This window comes from Bradyrhizobium manausense, assembly GCF_018130615.1.
GTDB lineage: Bacteria > Pseudomonadota > Alphaproteobacteria > Rhizobiales > Xanthobacteraceae > Bradyrhizobium > Bradyrhizobium manausense_A.
Window position 1 is genome coordinate 36006 of sequence record NZ_JAFCKB010000022.1, and the last position, 24235, is coordinate 60240.

Sequence of the window (24235 nt, forward strand, 5' to 3'; positions counted from 1 at the left end):
CCCCAATCAAAGTTCCACTGTCTTTTCATTTAGATAGGCAAGGAACGCGATTTTTGGAAGGCTGCCCTGCAAATCTCGCCCAAATTTCGCCCCGGACAGCCGCGTTGCCCAAGCGAATGGCACTTTCATCGGCCGTCCCTACTTAGGTAAGGGTCTGAACCCGAATGCCCCAGCCCGCTACAGAGACGACGTGACGTCCTTCCTTGATCCCCTGATATCCTTCGTTTCAGTCCATGCGTGGCTGGCCTATCTGACCCTGTTCCTGGCAGCGCTGCTCGAAGCGGTGCCGGTGGTGGGGTCGGTCATCCCCGGCTCGACCATCATCCTGGCGCTCAGCGCGCTGGTTCCCGGCGGGGACCTGAAGCTGCAATGGGTGCTTCTGGCGGCCGCATTTGGCGCCGTGCTGGGCGACGGCTCCGCCTACTGGCTCGGTCACCGGCAGCAGCGCAAGATCCTCAACACCTGGCCGCTGACCAATTATCCGCGCGTCGTCGAGGAGAGCGAGACCTTCTTCCACCGCTTCGGCAGCTGGGCCGTGTTCTTCGCCCGGTTCGTGCCGCCGATCCGCGCCTTCGTCCCGATTACGGCCGGGGCGCTCGACATGGCGCCGGCAAAATTCTACGCGGTCAACATCCCGGCGATCCTGGTCTGGGCGCCGGCCCATGTGCTGCCGGGCGTGCTGGCGGTGTCGGCCTTCCACCAATATTTCGGCCTGCCGCACCACGGGCATCCGTTCAAGCACATCTGGATCTTGACCGTGGTGGCGGTGGCGATCATCGGCGGACTCGGTGTCTGGTTCTACCGCCGCCGGCAGAATGGCGTCGTCGCCGCGGCCAAGCCGCGGGCGTAGAACCTCTCCCAGAGTCGTCCTGGCGAAAGCCAGGACCCATTTACCCCAGGGAGCAGTTTGGCGAAGATTCGTCGCTCGGCATTGCGACCGTGCACCATCGATAGAATCCGCGGTGGGTGCTGGTCTTCGCCAGGACGACGGTGGAGAGATTTGCGCTAGCCAGCAGCTCCCGCCCTCCTCCCCGGTGCCGGTCCCACATACCTCGCCCTTGGCCGGATCAGCTTGCCGAATTGCAATTGCTCGCTCGCATGCGCGATCCAGCCGACGCTGCGCGCCATGGCGAACAGCGCGAGCTCGCTGCCGGCGGGCAGGCGCAGCGCGTGAACGAGCACGGCGAGCACATAGTCGATATTGACGAACTCGCCGGTCGCTTCCGCAATTCGCTCGGGCACCTCTTTCGTGAATTTGCGCGGTGCGCCGGCGCGCGCCAATGCGTTCAGCAGCGACTGCGCACGGGGATCGCCGCGCTTGTAGACGCCGTGGCCAAAGCCCGGAAAGCGCTCGCCGAGCGCAACGCGCTCACGCACCATCGGCTCGACGTCGCGGTCGACCAGTGTCTTGACGAGTTGCGAGGCCAGCACGCCGGCGCCGCCATGCTTCGGACCCTTCAGCGCGGCGAGGCCCGCGATGACGGCATCATAGAGACTGAGACCGGTCGAGGCCGCGCAGCGCGCCGTGAAGGTCGAGGCGTTCAATTCGTGGTCGGCCAGCAGCACCAGCGCGCGGCGGATGAGATCGGGCGCGTGCTTGTTGTCGCCTGCCCAGGCGCGCGCGATCTGCTGATGCAACGGCTCGGATGACGGCTCGGAATTTAGCATCGTGGCAACAAGGAGACGGACGATGCGTCCGCCGACCATCGCGCGGCCATCGGGCGCGCGGGTGAAGGCGCGGGAATCCGCGCTGGTCGCGAGCGCGAGCACCGCGATGGCGCGGTCGATCGGAGCTGCGCGGCGCGCAGCGTCCGCTATCGCACGCATCTCGTCGGACATTTTCGGCTGGTTGTCAGGAGCGAAGGGATCGACGTCGGAGACGTCCCAGAGCAGCGTTGCGGTGTGCTCCAGCGTGTCGTTCTCGGCGAGATCGACACAGTTGACGCCGCGGTAGATCGCGCCCTCCTCGGTGATGGTCGAGATCTCCGTGTCCATGACGGGCAGATCGGCATCGAAGCTGCGCAGGCCGCGCGGTTCCGGAGACGGCACCCGCCGCTCCTTCAGGGCGCGGACGTCCTCGGCCCGATAGCGATTCTTGCGCGAGTCCGGCGTCGGCTCGGAGCGGATCAGGCCCCGGCTGACATAGGCGTAGAGCGTGGCCGGCGAGATCGCGAGCTCGGCGGCGGCTTCCCGGGCGGAGAGATAGAGGCCTTCCGAATTATTCATATTGATTTACGTAATCAAGATTGATCAATCTGTCGAGAGGCCTGATTTTCCCTCGGTGCAGTGCAAAAAGGGAGATTCGGGCCATGAATATCCACCTCACCAAAAGCCAGATCGGGCTGGACGGCGTTCCCGCGGCCGAAACCGTGCTGAGCCATGTCGACGGCGAGCGCGGCGAGCTGATCATTGCCGGCGAGCATGTCGGGACCCTCGCCGCAAAATCGAGCTTTGAGGGCGTCACCGCCCGGCTCTGGAATGGCGCCAGCAAGACCACCCTCAGCGAAGCCAATGTGCGGGCGAGCCTGGGCGCGGCGCGCGAGCGCGCCTTCGCGCGGCTCTCCGTGCTGCTGCCGGCAACCCAGGGCATGGGCATCATCGACGGGTTTCGTGCGGCGGTCGCAGGGCTTCGCGCCGAGCATGGACTGGAGCACGAGGCAACCATCGTCGGCGCGTTTCCGGTGATCGCCGGCGCGCTGGTCCGGCGCGCAAAGGGGCTCGACCCGATCGCGCCCGATCCGACCGTGAGCCATGCCGCCGATACGCTGCGCATGCTGCACGGACGCGCGCCCGCCGCGCGGGAGGTCACCGCGCTCGATGCCTATCTCGTCACCGCCAGCGACCACGGCATGAACGCCTCGACCTTCACCGCGCGCGTGGTGGCCTCGACGCAGGCCGATCTGTTCGCGGCCGTCACCGCCGGCTATTGCGCGCTCACCGGTCCGCTGCATGGCGGTGCGCCGGAGCCGGTGCTGGAAATGCTGGATGCGATCGGCTCGCGCGAGCGGATCCAGCCCTGGGTGGATGCGGCGCTGGCGCGCGGCGAGCGGATGATGGGTTTCGGTCACCGTGTCTATCGCGTCCGCGATCCGCGCGCCGACGTCCTCAAGACCGCAGTCGAGGCGCTCGCCTCCAACGGCACCGACCTGCCGTTTGCCGGCGAGGTCGAGGCCTATATCCGCGCAGCGCTGCGCAAGAAGAATCCGGACCGGCCGCTGGAGACCAATGTGGAGTTTTTCACCGCGATCCTGCTCGATGCGCTGGCGATCCCGAGGCAGGCGTTCACGCCGATCTTCGCCGTCGCCCGCGCCGCCGGATGGACCGCGCATGCGCGCGAGCAGCAGCGGACCGGGCGGTTGATCCGGCCGAGTTCGTCCTATGTGGGAGCGATGCCGAAGGCGTGAGGCGCGGACGTCTCCGCGAGTTCGGTATCGTGTAGGGTGGGCAAAGGCGCATTTGCGCCGTGCCCACCATCGCGCCGAAATTGCAAAGAAAGTCGTGGGCACGCTTCGCTTTGCCCATCCTACGATGCTGTCGTCGCGGCGAAAGCCTGGACGACACTCAACAGTGCTGCGAGGCTACGCCTCCCGCACCACCGTCTTCAGATAATTATACGCCTTGATGATCTCGATCAGGCGATCCTCGGTGGAGCGGTCGCCGCCATTGGCATCGGGATGGTGCTGCTTCACCAGCGCCTTGTACTTGGCCTTGACGTCCGCGAGCGTGGAATTCGGGCCGAGGCCCATCACCTGCAGCGCCTTGCGCTCGGCGTTCATGACCTTGCGCGTCTCGGCCTTGGGCTCGGCCTCCGGGCCCTTCCGCCAGCTGGCGCGGCCGTTGATCTCGGAGAACATGCTGAACGGATCGGACGCCATGTCGATCTCGGCTTCCGCACCCTTCTTGCCGCCGTTGGCGCCCATCTTCCAGGTCGGGCGGTGGCCGGTCAGCGCATCCTTCTGATAGCGCGCGACGGCATCGGCATTCATGCCGGAGAAGAAATTGTAGTTCTGGTTGTACTCGCGCACGTGATCGAGGCAGAAGTGCCAGTACTCGCGCTGGTTATCGCGCCCCTTCGGCGCGCGATGTGCGCCCTTGTTCTGACACCCGGCCCACTCGCAGGCGACCACAGTGTCGCGCGGCTTCACCTCGGGCTGCTTGCCCCGCGGCTTCACGCGGATGGAATCGAAGAACTTTGATGAATCGATCGGCATGGCTGACTTTGACTACGCAATGCAAAAACCTTCAAGTCTTGACATTGCAATTAGCTGAGAACCCGTAGCCGAAGTTTCACTTCGGCGTTTTTCAGAACGGCCGCCAGAGGCGGCCTATGTGTTGACGGAGTGCGATCGCGTCCCTTAATGGCACTCATGGTTATGAAAGATACTATCAGCAACAAGTTGCGGGAAGCTTTCACGCCGGAAAGCCTGCAGGTCGTCGACGAGTCACATCTGCATGAGGGCCACGCCGGCCATCGGCCGGGCGGCGAGACGCACTTCCGTGTTTATATCGTGTCTCAAGCCTTCAAAGGGAAGAGCCGGGTCGACCGTCACCGCATGATAAATTCAGCGCTGGCCGCGGAACTTTCCGGAAGCGTGCATGCGCTGGCGATCCACGCGCAGGCGCCGGGGGAAAATTAGCACCGTCATCCCGGGGTGGCTCGAAGAGCCGAACCCGGAATCTAGAGATTCTCAGGTGCGCAACTGCGCACCGGAGTTTGATGCTTCGCATCGAATGACGGTGAGGACTTCGAGCTAGAACGACGTTCCGGCTCTTCTCGGCTTCGCTTCCTCCATTTCCGCATCGCGCGGCACCGGTGAAATACGGAGCGCGGTGATACGGTTGCGCTCGCGGCGGAGGACACGGAAGCGGAAGCCGTGGAACGTAAAGCTCTGGCCCCGGTCGGGGATCGAGCGCGCCTCGTGAATGACGAGCCCGGCGACCGTGGTGGCCTCTCCATCCGGAAGGCGCCAATCCATGGCGCGGTTGAGGTCGCGGATCGGCACCGAGCCGTCGACCACGACGGAGCCGTCGGGCTGGGCGCGCACGCCGGCGACCACGACGTCGTGCTCGTCGGAGATGTCGCCGACGATCTCCTCCAGAATGTCTTCCAGCGTCACCAGACCTTCAACTTCGCCGTACTCGTCGACGACCAGCGCGAAATGGGTTTTTCGCCGGCGGAACGCCTTCAGCTGTTCGGACACCGGGCGCATCTCCGGCACGAACCAGGGCGGCAGCGCGATGGTGGAGACGTCGATGCGCGAGGTGTCGCCGTCGGACGCGCGGATTGCGCGCAGGAGATCCTTGGCGTGGAGCACGCCGATGATGTTTTCCGGCTTCTCGCGCCAGAGCGGGATGCGGGTGTATTCGGTCGCCAGCACCTCGCGCACCAACTCCTCCGGCGGCAGATCGGCGTTGATCATCATCATTTCGGTGCGATGGATCATGACGTCGGAGACCTGGAGCTCGCGCAAATCGAGCAGGCCGCCGAGCATGTCGCGGTCCTGCTTCTCGAACTTGCCCTCGTGATGCAAGAGGTCGACCGCGCCGCGCAGGCGTTCGGTCGGCGACAGGATCGCCTGGTGCTCGCCGGCGAGGCCGAAGCCGCGCATCAACAGGCGCACGATGACTTCCACCACCCGCAGCAGCGGTCCCAGTACGTACATCGTCAGCCGCATCGGACGCGCGACCGCGAGCGCCATCCGATCAGGCGCGTTGATGGCGATGGTCTTGGGCAGCACTTCGGCGAAAATGACGACCAGCGCCGTCATCACGCCGGTGGCATAGAGCACGCCGACATCACCGAACCACGCCGTGAAGATGGAGGTTGCGAGCGCGGATGCGCTGATATTGGCGATGTTGTTGCCGAGCAGCAGCGCGCCGATCAGGCGCTCGCGCATGTCGAGCAACTGCGAGACCACGTCGGCGTCGCGGTTACCCTGTTTGGACAGCCGCAACATGCTGGCGCGCGACGCGCCGGTCAGCGCCGTCTCGCTCGCGGCGAAGAAGCCCGATACGAGCAGACAGATGATGACGATGGTGAAGCCGAGCCAATCCATGAGACTCTCAACAGAAGTTCAGCCGCGCATCAAGCCTGCTGCGCGAGCTTCTCTTTCAGGAAGTCGCGCACGGGCGCCGGCTCGACATCCTTGGCGATGACGGCGCGCCCCACGGCCTCCAGCAGGATGAAGGTGAGCTTGCCGCGCTTGACCTTCTTGTCCTGCGCCATCAGCGCCATCAGCGCGTCGGCATCGGCAAGGCCCTCCTGCGCGAAACCGGCGATGTCCTGCAGACGCGTCGGAAGTCCGGCTTCAATGAGGTGACGCTCGACGCGGGTCGCGTCGGCCTCGCCGATCATGCCGAGCCTGGCCGAGAACTGCGCCGCCAGCGTCATGCCGATCGCGACGCCCTCGCCGTGAAACAGGCGGTCGGAGAAACCGGTCGCGGCTTCCAGCGCGTGACCAAAGGTGTGGCCGAGATTGAGCAGCGCGCGCTCGCCGGTCTCGCGCTCGTCGCGCGAGACGACGCCGGCCTTGGCCCGGCAGGAGGTCGCGATGGCATGCTCGCGCGCGGAGCCGCCCTTGACGATATCCGCGTGGTTCTTTTCCAGCCAGGCGAAGAAGGCCTCGTCGCCGAGCACACCGTATTTGGCTACCTCGGCATAGCCGGCACGGAACTGCCGCGGCGACAGCGTGTCGAGCACGGCGGTATCGGCAACGACCAGCACGGGCTGATGGAAGGCGCCGAGCAGATTTTTTCCCTGCGGCGAGTTGATGCCGGTCTTGCCGCCGACGCTAGAATCGACCTGCGCCAGCAGCGAGGTCGGCACCTGCACGAAATCGACGCCACGGCGCAGGATCGCCGCGGCAAACCCGGCGAGATCGCCGACCACGCCGCCGCCGAGCGCGATGACGAGATCGTTGCGCTCGATCTTTGCGGCGATCAGGGCTTCGCTGACCTTTTCCAGGCCGGCATAGGTTTTCGAGATCTCGCCTTCCTCGACCACGATGCGCGATGTTGGAATGCCGGCGGCCGCAAGCGAGGCTTCCGTCGGCTCGAGCCAGTATCTTGCCACGGTGCGGTCGGTGACGATGGCGGTGCGCACGCCCGGGCGCAAAGCGGCAACGCGCTCGCCCAGCGAGGCCAGCACGCCGCGGCCGATGACGATGTCATAGGCGCGATTTTCCAGCGCGACATCGACGTTCACAGGGTCAGAATGTTTCATGGGCGCAGTCATCGAGCGGCACTCGCAACGTCGGCAGGAGGTTGGGCGGCCGGCTCGCCGCAGAGATGCGCGTGCAGCGTCGCGATGGTCTCGTCGACGATTTTGTCGTGCGGCACATCGCGCGAGGCGATGGTGAGGTCGGCCTTGCCATAGATCGGCTCACGCTCGGTGAGAAGCCGCGTGACGGTACCTTCGGGATCGGCGGTCTGGAGCAAAGGGCGGTCGGCGCGACGGCGCACGCGGCGCATGATGACGTCGTGGTCCGCCCTGAGCCAGATCGAAACCGCCTTCGCCGCAATGCGGGTCCGCGTCTCCTCGCGCATGAAGGCGCCGCCGCCGGTCGCCAGCACGATCGGCCCGCCTTCAAGCAGGCGTGCGATCACGCGGGCCTCGCCGTCGCGGAAATAGGGCTCGCCATGGGTCGCAAAGATTTCCGGAATGGTCATGCCGGCGTGGGCCACCTCGATTTCGACATCGGCGTCGAAAAAACGCAGGCCAAGCCGCGCCGCCAGCCTCCGGCCGATGGTCGACTTGCCGACGCCCATCATGCCGACCAGCACGATCGAACGCGCCCCCAGCGCCGACAGGATGTCGGCCTCAGGGCTCGCTTGTGCTGGCAACACGGCGTCGGACATTGGATCTTGCTCTGGATCTCGCTCAATTGGCCGCCAAAGGCGGCATCCCGGCCACCTATACGACCCCCTCGAAGCCCTCGCCAGAGGACTCTTGCCACGAAACGGCGAACATGTTGGATGATTTCATTGGTTAATTCGGCCGTTCGAGACCTTGCCCGATGCCCAGCCTGTTCCGCTTCCTGACGGTCGTCGCCGTGATCGCCGGCATCGTCTACGGCGTCGTGTTCGCGCTGGCCAATTTCGTCAATCCGAAGCCGCGAGAAATGACCGTGACGATCCCGCCGGATAAATTTCTCAAGAAATAGGAGCTAGCCTCCGGGGCATGCGCAAACCCTCCGCCAGCAAGCCTTCCGACGCCAAGCTGACCGGCCTGTTCCTCGACATGCTCGCAGCCGAACAGGGCGCCGGGCCCAATACGCTCGATGCCTATCGCCGTGATCTCACCGATTTCTCCGAGTTTCTCGGCCGCACCGGCCATGGCTTTACTGACGCCGAAACCCAGACGCTGCGCGACTATCTTGCCGACCTCGATGCGCGCGGCTTCAAATCCTCCAGTGTCGCGCGGCGGCTGTCGGCGATGCGACACCTGTTCCGCTTCCTGCTGAACGAGCGCATCCGGACCGAGGATCCCGCGGCGATCCTGTCCGGCCCCAAGCGCGGCCGGGGCCTGCCGAAGGTGCTGTCGATATCGGATGTCGACCGCATGCTCCGCCGCGCCAAGGAGATGAGCGAGGCGATGGACGCTTCGCCGTCACAGCGGCTGCGCGCATTGCGGCTCTATTGCCTGCTCGAGGTGCTCTACGCCACGGGCCTGCGCGTTTCCGAGCTGGTGTCGCTGCCGCGCTCGGCCGCCAAGCGCGACGCCCGCATGATCGTGGTGCGCGGCAAGGGCGACAAGGAACGTCTGGTGCCGCTCAACCAGGCCTCGCGCCAGGCGATGGCGGACTATCTCGCGGCGACGGAGGCGGCCAAGGAAAACAACAAGGGCGAGAAGAAGGGCAGCCTCGCCGCCTCGAAATGGCTGTTTCCCTCCTTCGGCGAGAGCGGGCACCTGACGCGGCAGCATTTCGCCCGCGACCTCAAGGAGCTCGCGGTCGCCTCGGGGCTTCAGGCCCGCCTGGTCTCTCCACACGTGCTGCGGCATGCCTTCGCCAGCCACCTCCTGCACAACGGCGCCGATTTGCGCATCGTGCAGACCCTGCTCGGCCACACCGACATCTCGACCACCCAGATCTATACCCATGTGGTCGAGGAGCGGCTGAAGAGCCTGGTGCGCGACCTGCACCCGCTGGCGGAGAAGTAGCTGGAGGGGTGAACTAACCGCCTTGACTTCGGCCACATCTCCGCAGAAAGAGCCGTGGCCTCATTCGTGATTTGCCGCGCTCCCGCGAACGCACAGGTCAACCCCTTGAAGAAGCTACACTTCTTTACCTGAAGCCAACCTCGCTTCGCCTCGTCGTCCCGTCCCCCTATATTGAGTTGATGCCAGATCAGATGCGCAGCTATCTCGACTTCGAAAAGCCCGTCGCCGAGCTCGACTCCAAGGTCGACGAGCTCAGGACGCTTGCGGCCTCCGGCACCGACATCGCCGAAGAGATCGGACGGATCGAGGACAAGGCGGCGCAGGCGCTGGCCGACCTCTATCTCAACCTGACGCCGTGGCAGAAGACGCTGGTCGCGCGGCACCCGCAGCGGCCGCATTTCAACGACTTCATCAAGGGCCTGATCACCGAATTCACCCCGCTCGCCGGCGACCGCAAGTTCGGCGAGGACGAGGCGCTGGTCGCAGGCTTCGGCCGTTTCCGCGGCGAAGCCATCTGCGTGATGGGCCAGGAAAAGGGCGATTCCACCGAGAGCCGGATCAAGCACAATTTCGGCATGGCGCGGCCCGAGGGCTACCGCAAATGCGTGCGGCTGATGGAGATGGCCGAGCGGTTCGGCCTTCCCGTGCTGTCGCTGGCCGATTCCGCCGGCGCCTATCCCGGCATCGGCGCCGAGGAGCGCGGCCAGGCCGAAGCCATCGCGCGCTCGACCGATGCCTGCATGGCGCTGACCGTGCCGAACGTCGCCATCATCACCGGCGAGGGCATGTCGGGCGGCGCCATCGCGATCACCACCGCCAACAAGGTCTTGATGCTGGAGCACGCGATCTACAGCGTGATCTCGCCCGAGGCCGCCTCCTCCATCCTCTGGCGTGACGGCAGCAAGGCGCAGGAAGCCGCCAACAACATGAAGATCACCGCCCAGGACATGCTCCGCTTCGGGGTGATCGACCAGATCCTGAAGGAGCCGGTCGGCGGCGCCCACCGCGACCCCGCCGCCATGATCGCCACCACGGGCGACGCGATCGCCAAGGCGTTTGACGAGCTCCGCGGCTTGGACGGCGACGCCATCCGCAAGCAGCGCCGGCAGAAATTCCTCGATATCGGCCGGAAACTGGGCTGATTCTGTTCATTTCCTGTCATTCCGGGGCGCCCGAACGGCGAACCCGGAATCTCGAGGTTCCGGGTCTGGTCCTTCGGACCATCCCGGAACGACGCACCGGTAACCCCGTATTAACCCTTTTTTTGCCCAAATCGGCGATCTCAGTACTGGTTCGACTGCAAAGTCCAAGTTCCGGCCCAGTTTAAGTCTCTGTTGACCACGCCGTCTCGCCAACGGGCTCGTGATCCCCGGTCGGGTTGCGACCCCAAGGTGCGGAGGTTAGAATTTTAATCAATGGCTTCAGGGCATAAGCGCTGGGGCTTGGTCTGAGAAAGTCCGGTTCTCCGGTCAGGCCATGCCCGAGAGATTGGGGTTCGCGCTCCTTGCCCGGCACGTTGTGGGGTCCATCTTGAATTCTCGTTCGCTTGCTCGCGCGCTCTTGGCTTCGGTTGCGCTTGCCCTCAGCGTTGTGCTGGCCGGCTGCGATACCGATCAGGTGTCGCTGGCGACCAACGCCAAGGCCAACCAGCCGGTCTCGCCGAAGCTCGTCGCCGCGATGGGCGAGAAGGACATGGATCTGCAGTCGCCGATCCTGATCCGCCTGTTCAAGCAGGAGGCCGAGCTCGAGATCTGGAAGCAGACCCGCAGCGGCCAGTTCGCGCTGCTCAAGACCTATCCGATCTGCCGCTGGTCGGGCGATTTGGGTCCGAAGGTGCGCGAAGGCGACCGCCAGGCGCCGGAAGGATTCTACTCGATCAACCCGAGCCAGATGAATCCGCAATCGGCTTATTACCTCTCGTTCAACACCGGCTTCCCCAACGCGTTCGACAAGGCGCTTGGCCGCACCGGCTCGCAGCTGATGGTGCACGGCGATTGCTCCTCGCGCGGCTGCTACGCCATGACCGACGAGCAGATCGCGGAGATCTATTCGCTGGGGCGCGAGTCCTTCTTCGGCGGCCAGAAGGCGTTCCAGTTCCAGGCGTATCCGTTCCGGATGACGCCGGTGAACATGGCCAAGCACCGCAACAATCCGAACATGGCCTTCTGGAAGATGATCAAGGAAGGCTATGATCATTTCGAGGTGACGCGGCAGGAGCCGAAGGTCGATTTCTGCGAGAAGAAGTACGTGTTCGATGCGGCACGCGCGCCTGATGCGAAGCGCGATCCCGTGTTCGACGCCTCGGCCAAGTGCCCGGCCTATATCGTCCCCGAGGACGTCGCCAGCGCCGTGCGCGAGAAGGAGCAGCGCGACGAGGCCGAGTACAGCAAGCTGGTCGCCAAGGGCACGCCGGTGGCGCGTATGAACACCGGCATCGACGGCGGCATGAACAAGATCTTCGCCGCCAAGATTCCGGAGGGCTCGACCGGCCTGTCGGAAGGCGCCGAAGGCAACACGCTGCAGATGCTGGCGATGTCGAAGGCGCCGGGCACGATCCCCGGCACCGTCAATCCGCCGAAGCCGAACCTCGAGCCGACCGCAACCGCCCCGCAGGCAGAGCCGGTCGTCGCCGTCAGCGCGCCCGCGACCAACACCCGCGTCGCCTCGGCGCAGCCTGCCGAGAAGTCGGGCTTCTTCTCGAACCTTGGCCGCAAGATGGGATTCGGCACCGCCGACACGACGGCGACAACGCCGCCGCCGCAAGCGACCGCATCGGTGGCCCCCGCCGCGACGCCGCCTACCGCAGCATCCAGGCTGAAGGCGGCCGTGACGCGCTTCGTGCCCGGCCACCACGATACCGCGAAGGACAAGCCGGCCGTTGCCGCAAAACCCGCCGAGCCTGCGAAGCCCGCCGAGACCAAGGTCGCGGCGACGCGCCCCCCGCTGAAGCCGTCGGTGAACGATGGCGCGCAAATGGCCGGCGCAGCGCCGGTGGTGTCGTCGAACTCGTTCGACAGCCGCTTTGGCGCGGTGAAGTAACGGGCGGCGTTTCGCTCGCCCGCCCATTTACGGCGCCAGATACCGCATCAGCTCCGGATTGCCCCTCACCTCGCCCGCCTCGCCTTGCAGCGCGACGCGGCCGCGATCCAGCACGTAGGCGTAATCGGCGACGCGCAGCGCGAGGTCGAGGTGCTGCTCGACGATGATGACGGCGATGGTCTTGGCAAGCTCGATCAGACGCTCGGTGATCTCCTCGATCACGCCGATCCAAACGCCTTCGGTCGGCTCGTCCAGCAGCAGCAGCTTGGGGTCGCCGAGCATGGCGCGGCCGATGGCGAGCATCTTGCGCTCGCCGCCGGAGAGCGTGCCGGCGGGCTGGTCGAGGCGCTGGCCGAGTTTCGGGAAGATGGCCAGCACGCGGTCGACGGCGGTGGCATCCTTGTTGAAGAGCGAGCCGACCGCGAGATTGTCGCGCACCGACAGGCGCGCGAACACCGAATGCTCCTGCGGCACGTAGCCGATGCCGGCGCGGACGCGCTCCTCGGGCCGGCGGCGGCTGATGTCGCGGCCGTCGAAGCCGACCTCGCCCTTCCATGCCGGCAGCTCGCCGACGATGGTCTTCATCAGCGTGGTCTTGCCCGCGCCGTTGCGCCCGAGCACGGCGACGCCGCCACGCCAGGGGATGCCGAGATTGACGTCGAACAGGACCTGGCTGCGGCCGTAGCCGGCGTCGAGATGCTTGATGTCCAAAAATTCAGGCACGGCGCAGATAGATCTCCTGGACGGATGTGTTGGCCTGGATCTCGGACACGGTGCCTGATGCCAGCACCTTGCCCTGGTCGAGCACGGTCAACCGATCGCAGATGTCGCGGATGAAATCGAGATCGTGCTCGACGATGACGAGAGAGCAATGTTCTTTGATCGGCTGCAGCAGTTCGCCGGTGACGCGGCGCTCCTCCAGGCTCATGCCGCCGGTCGGCTCGTCGAGCAGCAACAGCTTCGGCTTGCCCGCAAGCGCCATCGCGATCTCCAGCCATTGCTGCTGGCCGTGCGACAGCGCGGCCGCCGCATCGAACGCGCGGTTCGCAAGACGGAATTGCGTCAGCATGGTCATGACCTGATCGTGCAGCAGCCTGCGCGTGCGCGAGAGCACGAGATCGAGCAGCGAGGATTGCGCCTGCAGCGCGAGCAGGATGTTGTCGTAGAGCGTCAGCGACGGTAGCACGCTCGTGATCTGGAATTTCAGGCTCATGCCGGCCCGCGCGCGCTCGGTCGGCGTGAAGGCGGTGATGTCGGTGTTGACGAAGGAGACCCTGCCCTGCGTCGGCACCTCGGCGCCGGCGATGCACTTCATCAGCGTGCTCTTGCCGGAGCCGTTCGGGCCGATCAGGCCGTGAAACTCGTTCTCGCCGACGGTGAGCGCGGCGCCGTCGAGGGCGGTGAGCTTGCCGAAGATCTTCGAGATGCCCGCGGCTTCAAGGAGCGGCATTTTTCTTCCCCTTGATCTTGGTACCGAAGCTGCCGACCCGCTCGCGCTCGCCGAGGACGAAACTGATCAGGCCGAGCGGCCGGAACAGGATCACGAGCAGAAGCAATACTCCCAGAATGATCGGCCAGATGTCGCGATAATTGTCCGACAGCCAGAAGCTGACGCCTTCGACGATGACGGTGCCTATGACGGCCCCGATCAGCGTGCCGGAGCCGCCGAACAGCACGTAGAGCACCACTTGCGTCGAGACCACGACGCCGACCATGTTGGGCCACACAAAGCCCTCGTGGAACGCGTAGAGGCTGCCGGCAAGACCTGCAATGGCGCCGCCAATCGCGAAGATGATCGCCTTGAGGTGCTGCGCCTTGTAGCCGAAGAAGGCGATGCGCTGCTCGTTCTCGCGCAGGCCTGCGAGCGCGAGGCCAAACTGCGAGCGCACCAGGAAGCGGCAGAGCAGATAGACGACGACGAGAATGCCGAGCACGAGATAATAGAACCCCGGCCCTTCCGAGAATTCGTAGCCGCCGAGCGTCATCGGCGCGATCGAGGGAATGCCGTTCTGACCGCCGAGATAGTACCAGCCGCGCGCGAGGCGATCGGCGGCGTAGGAGCCGGTCAAGGTGCCGAGCGACACAAAGATCACGCTGGAGGGATGCCGGCCCAGCAGCAGGAAGCCGCCGAGCAGCAGCGCGAAGGTGAGGCCGATCAGCGTGCCCGCCGGCAATACCAGAAAGATGTTGGTGATGTCCAAGTCGCGCGCGAGCAGCGCGACGCCATAGCCGGCCGAGCCGAAGAACAGGGCCTGGCCGAAGCTCATGATGCCGGCATAGCCCCAGACCAGATCGAACGACAGCGCGAACAGCGCAAGAATGACCACACGCGTTGCGAACACCGTGAGGTAGTCTTGCAGCACCAGCGGCGCGATGAGCGCGGCGACAAGCACCACGCCCTCCACGATCGGCAGGACTCTTCGTGCCGACGATCGCTCGGCCGTTGTACTCTCGGCGACCGAAACGTCCGTCTCACCCCCGACGTCGGCGTGGACGGCCTGTCTAGCTGCACCCATGGATTTCAGCATTCCGAATTAAGCACCTTGTGGCGGTCTCTTCGCCTCTCCCCAGCGGGGGGAGGTGAAGAAAGTTAGCATTCCTTGGGATCGACCAGGCCCTCGCTGCGCGCGACGATCTCGTAGTTCCCGGCCTTGGCGACTGCGGTATACATCTTCATCTTGCAGTGCCGCTTGCCCGGCACCATCTCGGCCGGTCCGCCCGGACCTTCGGCGATCTTGGCATGGTCGAGCGCAGCGGCGACCGACTCGCGGTCGATCTTGCCGGCTTCCTTGACGGCGGCTTCCCACAGCTTCAGGCCGCGATAGGTGCCGGTCGCCGCGCTGCCGGCCGCGAACAGGAAGTTGCCCGGAAAATCCTTCTCGTAAGCCGCCTGAAGTTTCGCGTCGAACGGACTTTCCTTGGTTAGCACCTTGAAGTAGTCGAGGCAGCTCGCAAGTCCCTCGATCTCGTTGGCCTGATTGATGTTGAGCGTGTTCTCGTCATAGTAGACACAGGCGAGACGCCCGCCGTTCTTGAGGAAGCCCGCTTCATAGAGCTGCTTGAAGAACGGGCCGACGCCGGGCGGAATGACGGTGTTGAAGACGACGTCGACCTTGTTGGAGATGATGCGGTTGACGGTCGCGGAGAAGTCGATCTGGTCGAGCGGATAGTATTCTTCGAACACGACCTCGCCGCCGTTGGATTCGATCACCTTGCGGGCATAGACATTGAGCGTGTGCGGCCAGACGTAGTTGGCGCTCGGCAACGCGAACTTCTTGCCGCCGTTCTTGATCAGCCACGGGATGAACTCGTCGCATTGCTGCGCCGGCGTCGGCCCGGTGCAGAACAAATAGGGCGTGCACTCCCTGCCCTCATAGAGCTGCGGATAGATGTAGAGCGTCTTGCCGCGCGCCACGATCGGATCCTTGATCGCGTTGCGCATCGACGAGGTGATACCACCCAGCACCATGTCGACCTTGTCGCGCTGGATCAACTTGCGCACGTTGCCGACGGCCACCGATTCGTTCGACGCGGTGTCCTCGATATAGAGCTCGAGCGGACGGCCGAGCAGGCCGCCCGCCGCATTGATCTCCTTGATCACCATCTTGGCGACATTGGCGTCGGCATTGCCGGCATAGGCGATGGGGCCGGTGAGGTCGGTCGCGATACCGACCTTGATCGGAGCTTCGGCCGCGTTGGCCCAGGGCGCCGGGATCACCCAGCTGCCGACGCCGGTCGCGACCGCGCCGGAGGCGAAGGCAAAATTGGACAGAAAACGGCGGCGTGAGAGCTGACGATCGAACATATGATTAAACCCCTCTTCCAGCGATGAGGCCCTGCGGCCGGAATTTGATGAAGGCAATGGCGAGAACGAAGACGAGGACATCGGCGACCACGGGCGCCATGACCCAGGGCAGCGCGGCGCTGAGCGTGCCGATCACGCCAGCGCCGGCGACGGGGCCGATAAAGGAGCCGACACCGCCGACCATGACGGCGACAAAGCCCTGGATCAGGAAGCGGATGCCGAGATCGGCGTAGAGGCTGAACACCGGCACGATCAGCGCGCCGGCAAGCCCGGCGAGCGCAGACCCGAAGGCAAAGGTAGCGCCGTACATCAGAGGCGTGGAAATGCCCGAGGCCCGCGCCAGCGACGGATTCTCCAGCGTGGCGCGCATGCGCAAGCCAAAGCTGGTGCGCGACAGCAGAAGATAACAGCCGGCCATCACCAGGATCGTGATGACGATGATGGTGAAGCGCCACGCCGAAATGTGCATGGTACCGAGGTCGATCGAACCGCCGATCGGCTCGGGCACGGTGAGATAGAAGCCGCCGATCAGCCCGCGCACGGATTCGCGGATGATCAGGCCGAGCGCGTAAGTGCCAAGCATCGCCACGATCGGCGCGGCGTAGAAGCGGCGAATGATCAGCGCTTCCAACACGAAGCCGAGTGCGCCAACCACAAACGGCGCCGCGACCATGCCGGCCCAGATGGGCAGGCCCTTGGCGTAGGCAAGATAGGTGACGTAGGCCCCGAGCAGGACGAACTCACCCTGCGCGAAGTTGAAGATCCCCATCATGCTGGCGATGATCCCGAGCCCCAGCACGATCAGGACGATGATCGCGCCAAAGCTCAGGATCTCGAATGCCGCGACGAACGCGTTAGCCATGCGCCAGAGCCTTTCCGGCTCCGATGAAATCGGAACCGGGCTCCTTGCATTGACGCGTTTTCTTGACGCGATCCGGTGTCCACGTCACTCGAAAACGCTCTGGTACCCCGCCCGTCTGCATCACCACCCCGCTCACATCGTCTTCCAGTCGCCGATCTGCTCGAAGGCATGCGCGGCGCGATAGATGGTGGATTCCTCGAACATGCGGCCGACCAGCATCAAGCCGACCGGCAGGCCGTCGACCATGCCGCAGGGCAGCGACATTGCGGGATGATGGGTGATGTCGAACGGCGCCGTGTTGGAGATCATCTCCAGCGCACGAGCGACATAGTCCTCACGGCTGGCATTGGGCTCCGGCAGCTTGGTCGCCTTCATCGGCGTCGTCGGCATCAGCAGCAGATCATAATCCCTGAACGCCTTGTCGTAGGCCGCGGTCAGCCGTCGCGAGATGTTGAGCGCCTTGCCGTAGAAGCGTGGGCCGAAATTGTTGTTGATGTAGGTGCCGAGCATCATGAACAACTTCGTGGTCTCGGAGAGCGAGTCCGCTTGCCGGCGCCAGCCGCGATGAAAATCCATCAGTGAGGTCGAATAAAGATCGCCGCGGCTGAGCCCGTAGCCGTCGCCGAACATCATGGTCTGGGTCAGCCCCTCGGTGCCGATGGGGGTCCAGATCGCGCCGCCCAGCAGGTGCATCGGGATCGACACCGTCTCCACGCTGGCGCCGAGATCCTTGAAGCGCTTCGCCGCCTCGCGCACGCTTTCGTTCACCGCAGCCTCTGCGCCGGGCTGCTCGAAGCCTTCCTTCAAGATGCCGATCTTCATGCCCTTGACGCCCTGCCCGAGCGCCTTGGTGTATTCCTCCACCTTCGGCGCCTTGATGCGGGGATCGTAACCGTCGTCGCCGGCGAGCACTTCGAGCAGCAGTGCGTTGTCGGCGACCGTCGCGGTCATCGGGCCGGTATGGTCGACGTAGATCTCGATCGGCATGATCCCGGTATAGGGCACGAGGCCCCAGGTCGGTTTCATGCCGTAGATGCCGCAGAACGAGGACGGCATGCGGATCGAGCCGCCCTGATCGCCGCCGATCGCCATGTCGACTTCACCGAGCGCAACCACGACGCCCGAACCTGACGATGAGCCGCCGGCCGAGTAGCCCATCTTGTGCGGATTGTGCACCGGCCCGTAGGAGCCGGTGTGACTGCCGCCGGACAGGCAGAAGTGCTCGCAATGCACCTTGCCGGCGATCTCGGCGCCGGCATCCAACATGCGCGTGACGATGGTGGCGTCGAAATCGGGCACATAGCCTTCCAGCGTCGACGAGCCGTTGGTCATGGGTACGCCGGCCAGCATGATGTTGTCCTTCAGGGCGACCGTCTTGCCCTTGAGCTTGCCGCTGGCAGCACCCTTCACGGTCGATTTGCGATACCAGGCATTGCGAGGGTTCTCTTCCGCAGACGGCCGATAGCCGGGTGTGCGCGGGTACTTCACCTCCGGAACCTCGTCGGGCATCGCGGCGACCAGATTGTAAGCCTCGATCGAGCCCTGCATCAGGCCGCGGAACGAAGCGACGTCATCGTCGGTCAGCGCGAGGCCGCACTGCTCGGCGACGCTGCGAAGTTGGGCTGGCGTGGGAAGGACAACTGTCACGGCGCTCTCCTGAAGCTTCTTGAAACGAATGTTGGGCGCGACCGCCCCGGCGCGACGCACCACCGGCCTCGCTGAAACATTCAAAACGGAAATATTTTCCTTTTCAAGTATTATTTTGCGCTTGGCGCGCCTCGCGAAATGCCCGCGCGAGTCAGATCGGCTTGATCAGCTTGAAGTCGAGGCCATCGGCTTCGGCGAGATGCATCGGCATCCGCGCGCGCCCATCACGAACGGTGACCGTTCCGCGAGCGCCGCTGTAGACGATGTTGCGGCCGGCTGCGAGCATCGGCCCCATCGCCAATGTGCCGGCCTTGTTGGCAACCGCTTCGAGGAAACGCATGCCTTCGTAGCTGGACTGGCCAACCGAGCCGATCGGCGGTGCATTCGGTCCGAACATCGTGCGATAGCGGCTCTGGAAGTCGTCATTGGCCCGCGCGCCGGTGCCGGTGAAATAGCCGGAGGCGCAGAACATGTTCTCGCTGTTGTCGGCGCCGATGCCGAGCAGCACAGTGTCGTCCATGGCGCCGGCAAGCCGCAGCGTGGTGGCAGCCAAGCCGCATTCGCCGAAGGCGCGATTGAAGGTGCTGCTGTCGGTGCCGATCAGCGAGATCAGCACCACGTCAGGCCGCGCGGCGCGGATGCGCGCCAGGTGCGGCTCATGGTTGTCCTCGCCGAGGGGAACGAACTCCTCGCCGACGACGTGTCCGCCGGTTTCCTTGATGTAGTTCTTCACGGCACGGTGCGACTGCCAGGGCCAGACGTAATCGCTGCCGATCAGGTACCAGCGCTGCGCTTTCTTCACGTCGGCCAGCCAGTGGATCGACGGCCGGCTCTGCCAGCGTGGCGTCTCGCCGATCGCCATCACGCCCGGCGTGCGCTCGCCGCCCTCATAGACCGGGGTGTAGATGTAGGGGATACGATGGCGCGTGGTGATATCGCGCAGGGCAACACGGACCGCGCTGGTGTGCAAGCCCAGGATCAGATCGACCTCGTCGAAGGCAATCGCCTGCTCCGCGCGGCTCAGGACCTCGTCGAGCGGCCCACCAGCGTCATAGACGGAAAATTCGATCTCGCGGCCGAGGATACCGCCGCGCTTGTTGATCTCGGCGACCGCGAGCTGCGCGCTGTTGGTCGCGCAGGGCCCCCAGATCCCGGGCGAACCGGTGCAGCAGATGAAGCCCCCGACGCGCAACTTGTTCGGGCCACGACGCCTGAGAAAGGCCTGATCGGCAGGCGACAGCGCGCCATCAGCCGCCGATGACGACAGATTCCTGAACAGCAAGGACGGCGGCAACGCCAGACCGCCGTGAGCCGGGAAGTTTACCGTCGCGCGCACGCCAACTCCTGTCTGGCACCAGACCTGAAAGCACATTGAGCAGGCGGCCGCGGCATCCGCCCTTTTGTTGGGCAATGATCCTATTTTGAAAATATTGAATATTCAACAATTGAAGTGCATATAGATGCAGCATTGATTGCAAGACATTCACTCATTTGGGTCAAGACGAAGCCTTAGCCGTGGCAAAATCGAACGCTCCCATCACCGAACACCTCGCCTACCTGCTCGCGCAAGCCAACCGGGAGATCAACCGGCAACTCGAACTGCGGTTGAGCAAGGAGGGAGTTCCCGTCGAGCAATGGCGAATCCTGAAGGTGCTGTCGGACGGCGACGGCCATTCGATGGGCGAGCTTGCGGATGCGGTGCTGCTCAACCATCCGACGCTGACCAAGATGATCGACCGCATGGTCTCCGACACGCTGGTCTATCGCGTGCAGGACCCCAACGACCGCCGCAAGGTGCTGATGTTCATCTCCGACCGCGGCAAGGTGCTGTGCAAGAAGCTCAACTCGCTCGCAGTCGATCAGGAGGAACACATCCTGGAAAGCTACGGCGACAAGTCGACGAGCGAATTGAAGCGGCTGCTGGAGAGCTTGATCGACAGCTCGAATTGAGACGGCATCGCACGACGGAGCGTGCGTCCGGCGAGTCGACACCGACGCAATTTCAATTGGCCTTTCGGGCCCCTTCCAGACGACAGCCGGCTGATATAAAGTTGCCTTCAGCCGCCATGGGGCAGTGCCGAAGGCCCGGAACATTGTTAGCGGCGATTTGCCCACGGCGGGGCTTGCAATCCTTCATCGATGATTTTTGAGCCGACGCTTTTTCATCGCGTCGGAAGGACAGCATACATTCCAGTCATCCCTCGCTCATCGAGAGGAGAAGTCATTATGCATTTCTGTATGACAGGACAGTACACGCCAAAATCGCTCAACAGCATCATGGAGAATCCCAAGACCAATCGCTACGAGGCGGCCAAGGCTCTGATCGAAGCTGCAGGCGGCAAACTGATTTCAATGTACAGCACGGCTGCCGAAGGGCCCGGCGTGCTGGTCATCTTCGACGTGCCCGACCCCAGTGCCGCACCGGCGATATCCGGCACCGTGGTGGCGTCTGGCGCCATCCACCATGTGAACCTCATGCGTCTGTGGACGCAGGATGAAATCACCAAGGTCCGGCAAATGGCGAGCGAGTTGCGGGGCAAGTATCGGCCGCCCGGCAGCTAGAGCCGCACATGCACTCTTAGGGGGACGCAACGGATGCCCCGGCTCAATCGAGCTGGGGCATCGCGCCGAGACAAGCGTTCGCCGTTAGGCGTACCGCCCGTGGCAGTGCTTGAACTTCTTGCCGCTGCCGCAGGGGCAATCCTCGTTGCGGCCGACCTTGCCCCAGCTGGCGGGGTTCTTCGGGTCGCGCAGCGCGGCGTCGGTGGCCTGCGGGGCCAGCGAAACGTTGGCGACGGCCATTTCGTCTTCGCCGGTATCCGGATTGAGCTTGTGCGCTTCCATCTGCGGCAGCACAGGCGCTTCCTGCTCCGGCGGGACGATCTCGACCCGCATCAGCTGCGCGGTGACGGCCTCGCGCAAGTGAGCGCTCATCTCCTGGAAGAGGTTGAAGGCCTCGGTCTTGTACTCCTGCAAGGGATCGCGCTGGCCGTAACCGCGCAGGCCAATGACCTGACGCAAATGGTCGAGCATGATCAGGTGCTCGCGCCAAAGATGGTCGAGCGTCTGGAGCAGAATGGTCTTCTCGACGTAACGCATCACGTCGGGTCCCCATTGCCCGACCTTGGCGGCCATGTGCTCGTCGGCCTTGGTCTCGATGCGCTTGAGCAGCTCCTCGTCGGCGATGCCCTCTTCCTTGGCCCAGTCGTCGACGGGCAGGTCGAGATCGAGCACGCGCTTCAACTCGTCCTTCAGGCCGGCGACGTCCCACTGCTCGGCATAGGCATGCTCGGGCACGTGCTTGGCGACGAGATCGTCGATGAAGGCGTGGCGCATGTCGGTGACGGTCTCGGCAACGCTGTCGTCCTTCATCAGGTCGACGCGCTGGTCGAAGATCACCTTGCGCTGGTCGTTCTGGACGTTGTCGAACTTGAGCAGGTTCTTGCGGATGTCGAAGTTGCGGGCTTCGACCTTCTGCTGCGCCTTCTCGAGTGCCTTGTTGATCCAGGGATGGATGATCGCCTCGCCCTCTTGCAGGCCGAGACGCTGGAGCATGCTGTCGAGGCGATCCGAGCCGAAGATGCGCATCAGATCGTCTTCCAGCGACAGGAAGAATTTTGAGCGACCGGGGTCGCCCTGACGGCCGGAACGGCCGCGAAGCTGGTTGTCGATGCGGCGGGATTCATGCCGCTCGGAGCCGATGATGTAAAGGCCGCCCGGTTTCTTGACGGTCTTGGCCGGCTTGGAGCCCTTGGCCGGCTCGATCTCGACGGTCTCCTCGGCCTTCAGCACGATGTCGCGGAAATGCGCGATGTCGGCCTTGATCTGCTCGATCTTCCTGGCCTTCTCGGCCTCGTCCTCGATGCCGGCGGTCTCCTGCTGGAGGCGCATCTCGAGCGAGCCGCCGAGCTTGATGTCGGTACCGCGGCCGGCCATGTTGGTCGCGATCGTGATCGCACCGGGCACGCCAGCCTCGGCGACGATGTAAGCTTCCTGCTCGTGGAAGCGCGCGTTCAGCACCGCGAACAGCTTTGCCGGCTTGCCGGCGCGTGCAGCGGCATAGAGCTTGTCGAGCGCGTTCTCCTTGCCGAAGTCGATCTGCCTGTAGCCGTTCTGCTTCAGGAACTCGGCCAGAACTTCCGACTTTTCAATCGAAGCCGTACCCACCAGCACCGGCTGCAACCGGGCGTTGGCCCGCTCGATCTCGGCGAGGATCGCCTGGTATTTTTCCTTCTGGGTCCGGTAGACCTCGTCGTCCTCGTCGAGACGCGCGATCGACAGATTGGTCGGGATCTCCACGACCTCGAGCTTGTAGATGTCGAACAGTTCGTCCGCTTCGGTCGCAGCCGTACCGGTCATGCCGGCGAGCTTCTCGTACATGCGGAAGTAGTTCTGGAAGGTGATCGAGGCCAGCGTCTGGTTCTCGGGCTGGACCTGGACGTGCTCCTTGGCCTCCAGCGCCTGGTGCAGGCCTTCCGAATAGCGGCGGCCCGGCATCATGCGTCCGGTGAACTCGTCGATGATCACGACCTCGTCGTCGCGGACGATGTAGTCCTTGTCGCGGGTGAACAGCGTGTGGGCGCGCAGCGCCTGATTGATGTGGTGCACGACGGAGACGTTCTCGACGTCGTAGAGCGACTCGCCCTTGAGCTGGCCGGCGTCGCGCAGCAGCGTCTCGATCTTTTCCATGCCGCCTTCGGTCAGCGTCACGGTGCGCTGCTTCTCGTCGACCTCGTAGTCGGCCTTGTCGAGCTTGGGCAGGAAGCCGTCGATGGTGTTGTAGAAGTCCGAGCGATCGTCGAGCGGGCCGGAGATGATCAGCGGCGTCCGCGCTTCGTCGATCAGGATGGAGTCGACTTCGTCGACGATGGCGAAGAAGTGCGGCCGCTGGACCATGTCCTCGAGCCGGTACTTCATGTTGTCGCGAAGATAGTCGAATCCGTATTCGTTGTTGGTGCCGTAGGTGATGTCGCAGGCATAGGCGGCCTTGCGCTCGGCATCGTCGAGGCCGTGGACGATCACGCCCGTGGTCATGCCGAGGAAGCCGTAGATCTGGCCCATCCAGCCGGAGTCGCGGCGGGCGAGGTAATCATTGACGGTGACGACGTGGACACCCTTGCCGGCGAGCGCGTTGAGGTAGACCGCAAGCGTGGCGACCAGCGTCTTGCCTTCGCCGGTCTTCATCTCGGCGATGTCGCCTTCATGCAGCACTATGCCGCCGATCAGCTGGACGTCGAAATGGCGCTGGCCGAGCGTCCGCTTGGCGGCCTCGCGCACGGTGGCGAAGGCCGGCACCAGCAGGTCGTCCAGCGTCTTGCCCTCGGAGATCTGCTTCTTGAACTCGGCGGTGCGGGCCTTGAGCTCGTCGTCAGAGAGCTTGACGAGCTCCGGCTCCAGCGCGTTGATCGCGTTGATGCGGGACTGATATCCCTTCACCCGCCGGTCGTTGGCGGAGCCGAAAAACTTGCGGGCGAGCGCGCCGATCATGCCTAGTTCCTGTGTTCGCGATTTAACCGCGTTGCAGCCAAGAAGTTGTCACCCGCCGGCCTATCAACTCACCGTGACGCCTTATGGCGCCAGAGCCCGGACTGCGGGGGGTCATCCGCCATATGGGTGGGAATTGGGCTAGTCTGGGTTCAACGGCCAAAAACGCAGCAATATAAACGCCATCGCCATGGTCGCGACCGGGCAGAGATATGGCCCGGTCAGGGCCTTGTCAACG

At 64.3% G+C, this 24235-nt stretch carries 22 protein-coding genes; 9 read left to right on the top strand and 13 right to left on the bottom strand.

The annotated features are described in order from the left end of the window. Positions 1 to 190 precede the first annotated feature (190 nt). Positions 191 to 850 (top strand): DedA family protein, encoded by a 660-nt coding sequence (locus tag JQ587_RS30525; protein ID WP_212427809.1) that lies wholly within the window; start codon positions 191 to 193, stop codon positions 848 to 850. 155 nt (positions 851 to 1005) lie between these two features. Here the strand turns inward: JQ587_RS30525 and JQ587_RS30530 are convergent, their stop codons facing one another. Further along, positions 1006 to 2226 (bottom strand): citrate/2-methylcitrate synthase, encoded by a 1221-nt coding sequence (locus JQ587_RS30530; protein WP_212427810.1) that lies wholly within the window; start codon positions 2224 to 2226, stop codon positions 1006 to 1008. Between the two features lie 83 nt (positions 2227 to 2309). Between JQ587_RS30530 and JQ587_RS30535 the strand changes: the two genes are divergently transcribed. Further along, positions 2310 to 3404: a citrate synthase/methylcitrate synthase gene (locus tag JQ587_RS30535; RefSeq protein WP_212303544.1), complete on the top strand. Its 1095-nt coding sequence runs from the start codon at positions 2310 to 2312 to the stop codon at positions 3402 to 3404. 174 nt (positions 3405 to 3578) lie between these two features. On the opposite strand, the gene JQ587_RS30540 is transcribed toward JQ587_RS30535, so the two are convergent. After that, positions 3579 to 4211, bottom strand: a complete 633-nt coding sequence (locus tag JQ587_RS30540; RefSeq protein WP_212427811.1) for a J domain-containing protein — start codon at positions 4209 to 4211, stop codon at positions 3579 to 3581. A gap of 156 nt (positions 4212 to 4367) precedes the next feature. Between JQ587_RS30540 and JQ587_RS30545 the strand changes: the two genes are divergently transcribed. Beyond that, positions 4368 to 4637: a BolA family protein gene (locus JQ587_RS30545; RefSeq protein WP_433995312.1), complete on the top strand. Its 270-nt coding sequence runs from the start codon at positions 4368 to 4370 to the stop codon at positions 4635 to 4637. Positions 4638 to 4751: 114 nt separating this feature from the next. Here the strand turns inward: JQ587_RS30545 and JQ587_RS30550 are convergent, their stop codons facing one another. Genes JQ587_RS30550 through JQ587_RS30560 form a run of 3 tightly spaced genes read right to left on the bottom strand, consistent with a single transcriptional unit; the run spans position 4752 to position 7857 of the window. Beyond that, on the bottom strand, positions 4752 to 6056 hold the full coding sequence (locus JQ587_RS30550; RefSeq protein ID WP_212303546.1) for an HlyC/CorC family transporter: 1305 nt from the start codon (positions 6054 to 6056) through the stop codon (positions 4752 to 4754). Positions 6057 to 6085: 29 nt separating this feature from the next. After that, the gene (gene aroB / locus JQ587_RS30555; protein ID WP_212427813.1) at positions 6086 to 7234 is read right to left on the bottom strand and encodes a 3-dehydroquinate synthase; all 1149 of its coding nucleotides are present in this window, start codon (positions 7232 to 7234) and stop codon (positions 6086 to 6088) included. Next, on the bottom strand, positions 7231 to 7857 hold the full coding sequence (locus JQ587_RS30560) for a shikimate kinase (protein ID WP_212303548.1): 627 nt from the start codon (positions 7855 to 7857) through the stop codon (positions 7231 to 7233). Before JQ587_RS30560 ends, aroB begins: the two co-directional genes overlap by 4 nt. A 158-nt stretch (positions 7858 to 8015) precedes the next feature. Here JQ587_RS30560 and JQ587_RS30565 point away from each other — a divergent pair, with 158 nt between their 5' ends. The 4 genes from JQ587_RS30565 to JQ587_RS30580 all read left to right on the top strand — a co-directional run bounded on the left by JQ587_RS30565 (position 8016) and on the right by JQ587_RS30580 (position 12199). After that, positions 8016 to 8162: a hypothetical protein gene (locus JQ587_RS30565; protein ID WP_035669499.1), complete on the top strand. Its 147-nt coding sequence runs from the start codon at positions 8016 to 8018 to the stop codon at positions 8160 to 8162. 17 nt (positions 8163 to 8179) lie between these two features. Continuing rightward, entirely contained in the window at positions 8180 to 9160 is a 981-nt protein-coding gene (gene xerD, locus JQ587_RS30570) for a site-specific tyrosine recombinase XerD (RefSeq protein WP_212303549.1), read from the top strand. 179 nt (positions 9161 to 9339) lie between these two features. Further along, positions 9340 to 10302 (top strand): acetyl-CoA carboxylase carboxyltransferase subunit alpha, encoded by a 963-nt coding sequence (locus tag JQ587_RS30575; protein WP_212427814.1) that lies wholly within the window; start codon positions 9340 to 9342, stop codon positions 10300 to 10302. Positions 10303 to 10690: 388 nt separating this feature from the next. Further along, on the top strand, positions 10691 to 12199 hold the full coding sequence (locus JQ587_RS30580) for a L,D-transpeptidase family protein (RefSeq protein ID WP_249154607.1): 1509 nt from the start codon (positions 10691 to 10693) through the stop codon (positions 12197 to 12199). Positions 12200 to 12226: 27 nt separating this feature from the next. On the opposite strand, the gene JQ587_RS30585 is transcribed toward JQ587_RS30580, so the two are convergent. The 7 genes from JQ587_RS30585 to JQ587_RS30615 form a co-directional block, all read right to left on the bottom strand. Further along, positions 12227 to 12922 (bottom strand): branched-chain amino acid ABC transporter ATP-binding protein, encoded by a 696-nt coding sequence (locus tag JQ587_RS30585; protein WP_212303552.1) that lies wholly within the window; start codon positions 12920 to 12922, stop codon positions 12227 to 12229. Beyond that, positions 12915 to 13649, bottom strand: coding sequence for an ABC transporter ATP-binding protein (locus JQ587_RS30590; protein ID WP_212303553.1), 735 nt, complete (start codon positions 13647 to 13649; stop codon positions 12915 to 12917). Before JQ587_RS30590 ends, JQ587_RS30585 begins: the two co-directional genes overlap by 8 nt. Continuing rightward, positions 13636 to 14727, bottom strand: a complete 1092-nt coding sequence (locus JQ587_RS30595) for a branched-chain amino acid ABC transporter permease (protein WP_212427816.1) — start codon at positions 14725 to 14727, stop codon at positions 13636 to 13638. The genes JQ587_RS30590 and JQ587_RS30595 overlap by 14 nt, the downstream gene beginning before the upstream one ends. A gap of 62 nt (positions 14728 to 14789) precedes the next feature. After that, entirely contained in the window at positions 14790 to 16004 is a 1215-nt protein-coding gene (locus JQ587_RS30600) for a substrate-binding protein (protein WP_212427817.1), read from the bottom strand. Between the two features lie 4 nt (positions 16005 to 16008). Continuing rightward, on the bottom strand, positions 16009 to 16866 hold the full coding sequence (locus JQ587_RS30605; RefSeq protein ID WP_212427818.1) for a branched-chain amino acid ABC transporter permease: 858 nt from the start codon (positions 16864 to 16866) through the stop codon (positions 16009 to 16011). A 132-nt stretch (positions 16867 to 16998) separates the two neighbouring features. After that, positions 16999 to 18513: an amidase gene (locus tag JQ587_RS30610; RefSeq protein ID WP_212427819.1), complete on the bottom strand. Its 1515-nt coding sequence runs from the start codon at positions 18511 to 18513 to the stop codon at positions 16999 to 17001. Between the two features lie 151 nt (positions 18514 to 18664). Further along, entirely contained in the window at positions 18665 to 19849 is a 1185-nt protein-coding gene (locus JQ587_RS30615) for a substrate-binding domain-containing protein (RefSeq protein WP_349629544.1), read from the bottom strand. Positions 19850 to 20028: 179 nt separating this feature from the next. Between JQ587_RS30615 and JQ587_RS30620 the strand changes: the two genes are divergently transcribed. Both JQ587_RS30620 and JQ587_RS30625 read left to right on the top strand, forming a co-directional pair. Then, positions 20029 to 20463 carry a MarR family winged helix-turn-helix transcriptional regulator gene (locus JQ587_RS30620; RefSeq protein WP_057747431.1) on the top strand — a complete coding sequence of 145 codons (435 nt, stop codon included), beginning with the start codon at positions 20029 to 20031 and terminating at the stop codon, positions 20461 to 20463. Between the two features lie 276 nt (positions 20464 to 20739). Then, a complete protein-coding gene (locus JQ587_RS30625; RefSeq protein ID WP_212303559.1) occupies positions 20740 to 21075 on the top strand; it encodes a GYD domain-containing protein in 336 nt (111 codons plus the stop codon). 84 nt (positions 21076 to 21159) lie between these two features. Here JQ587_RS30625 and secA read toward each other — a convergent pair whose 3' ends face one another. Next, positions 21160 to 24000, bottom strand: coding sequence for a preprotein translocase subunit SecA (gene secA, locus JQ587_RS30630; RefSeq protein ID WP_212427821.1), 2841 nt, complete (start codon positions 23998 to 24000; stop codon positions 21160 to 21162). Positions 24001 to 24235 lie beyond the last annotated feature (235 nt).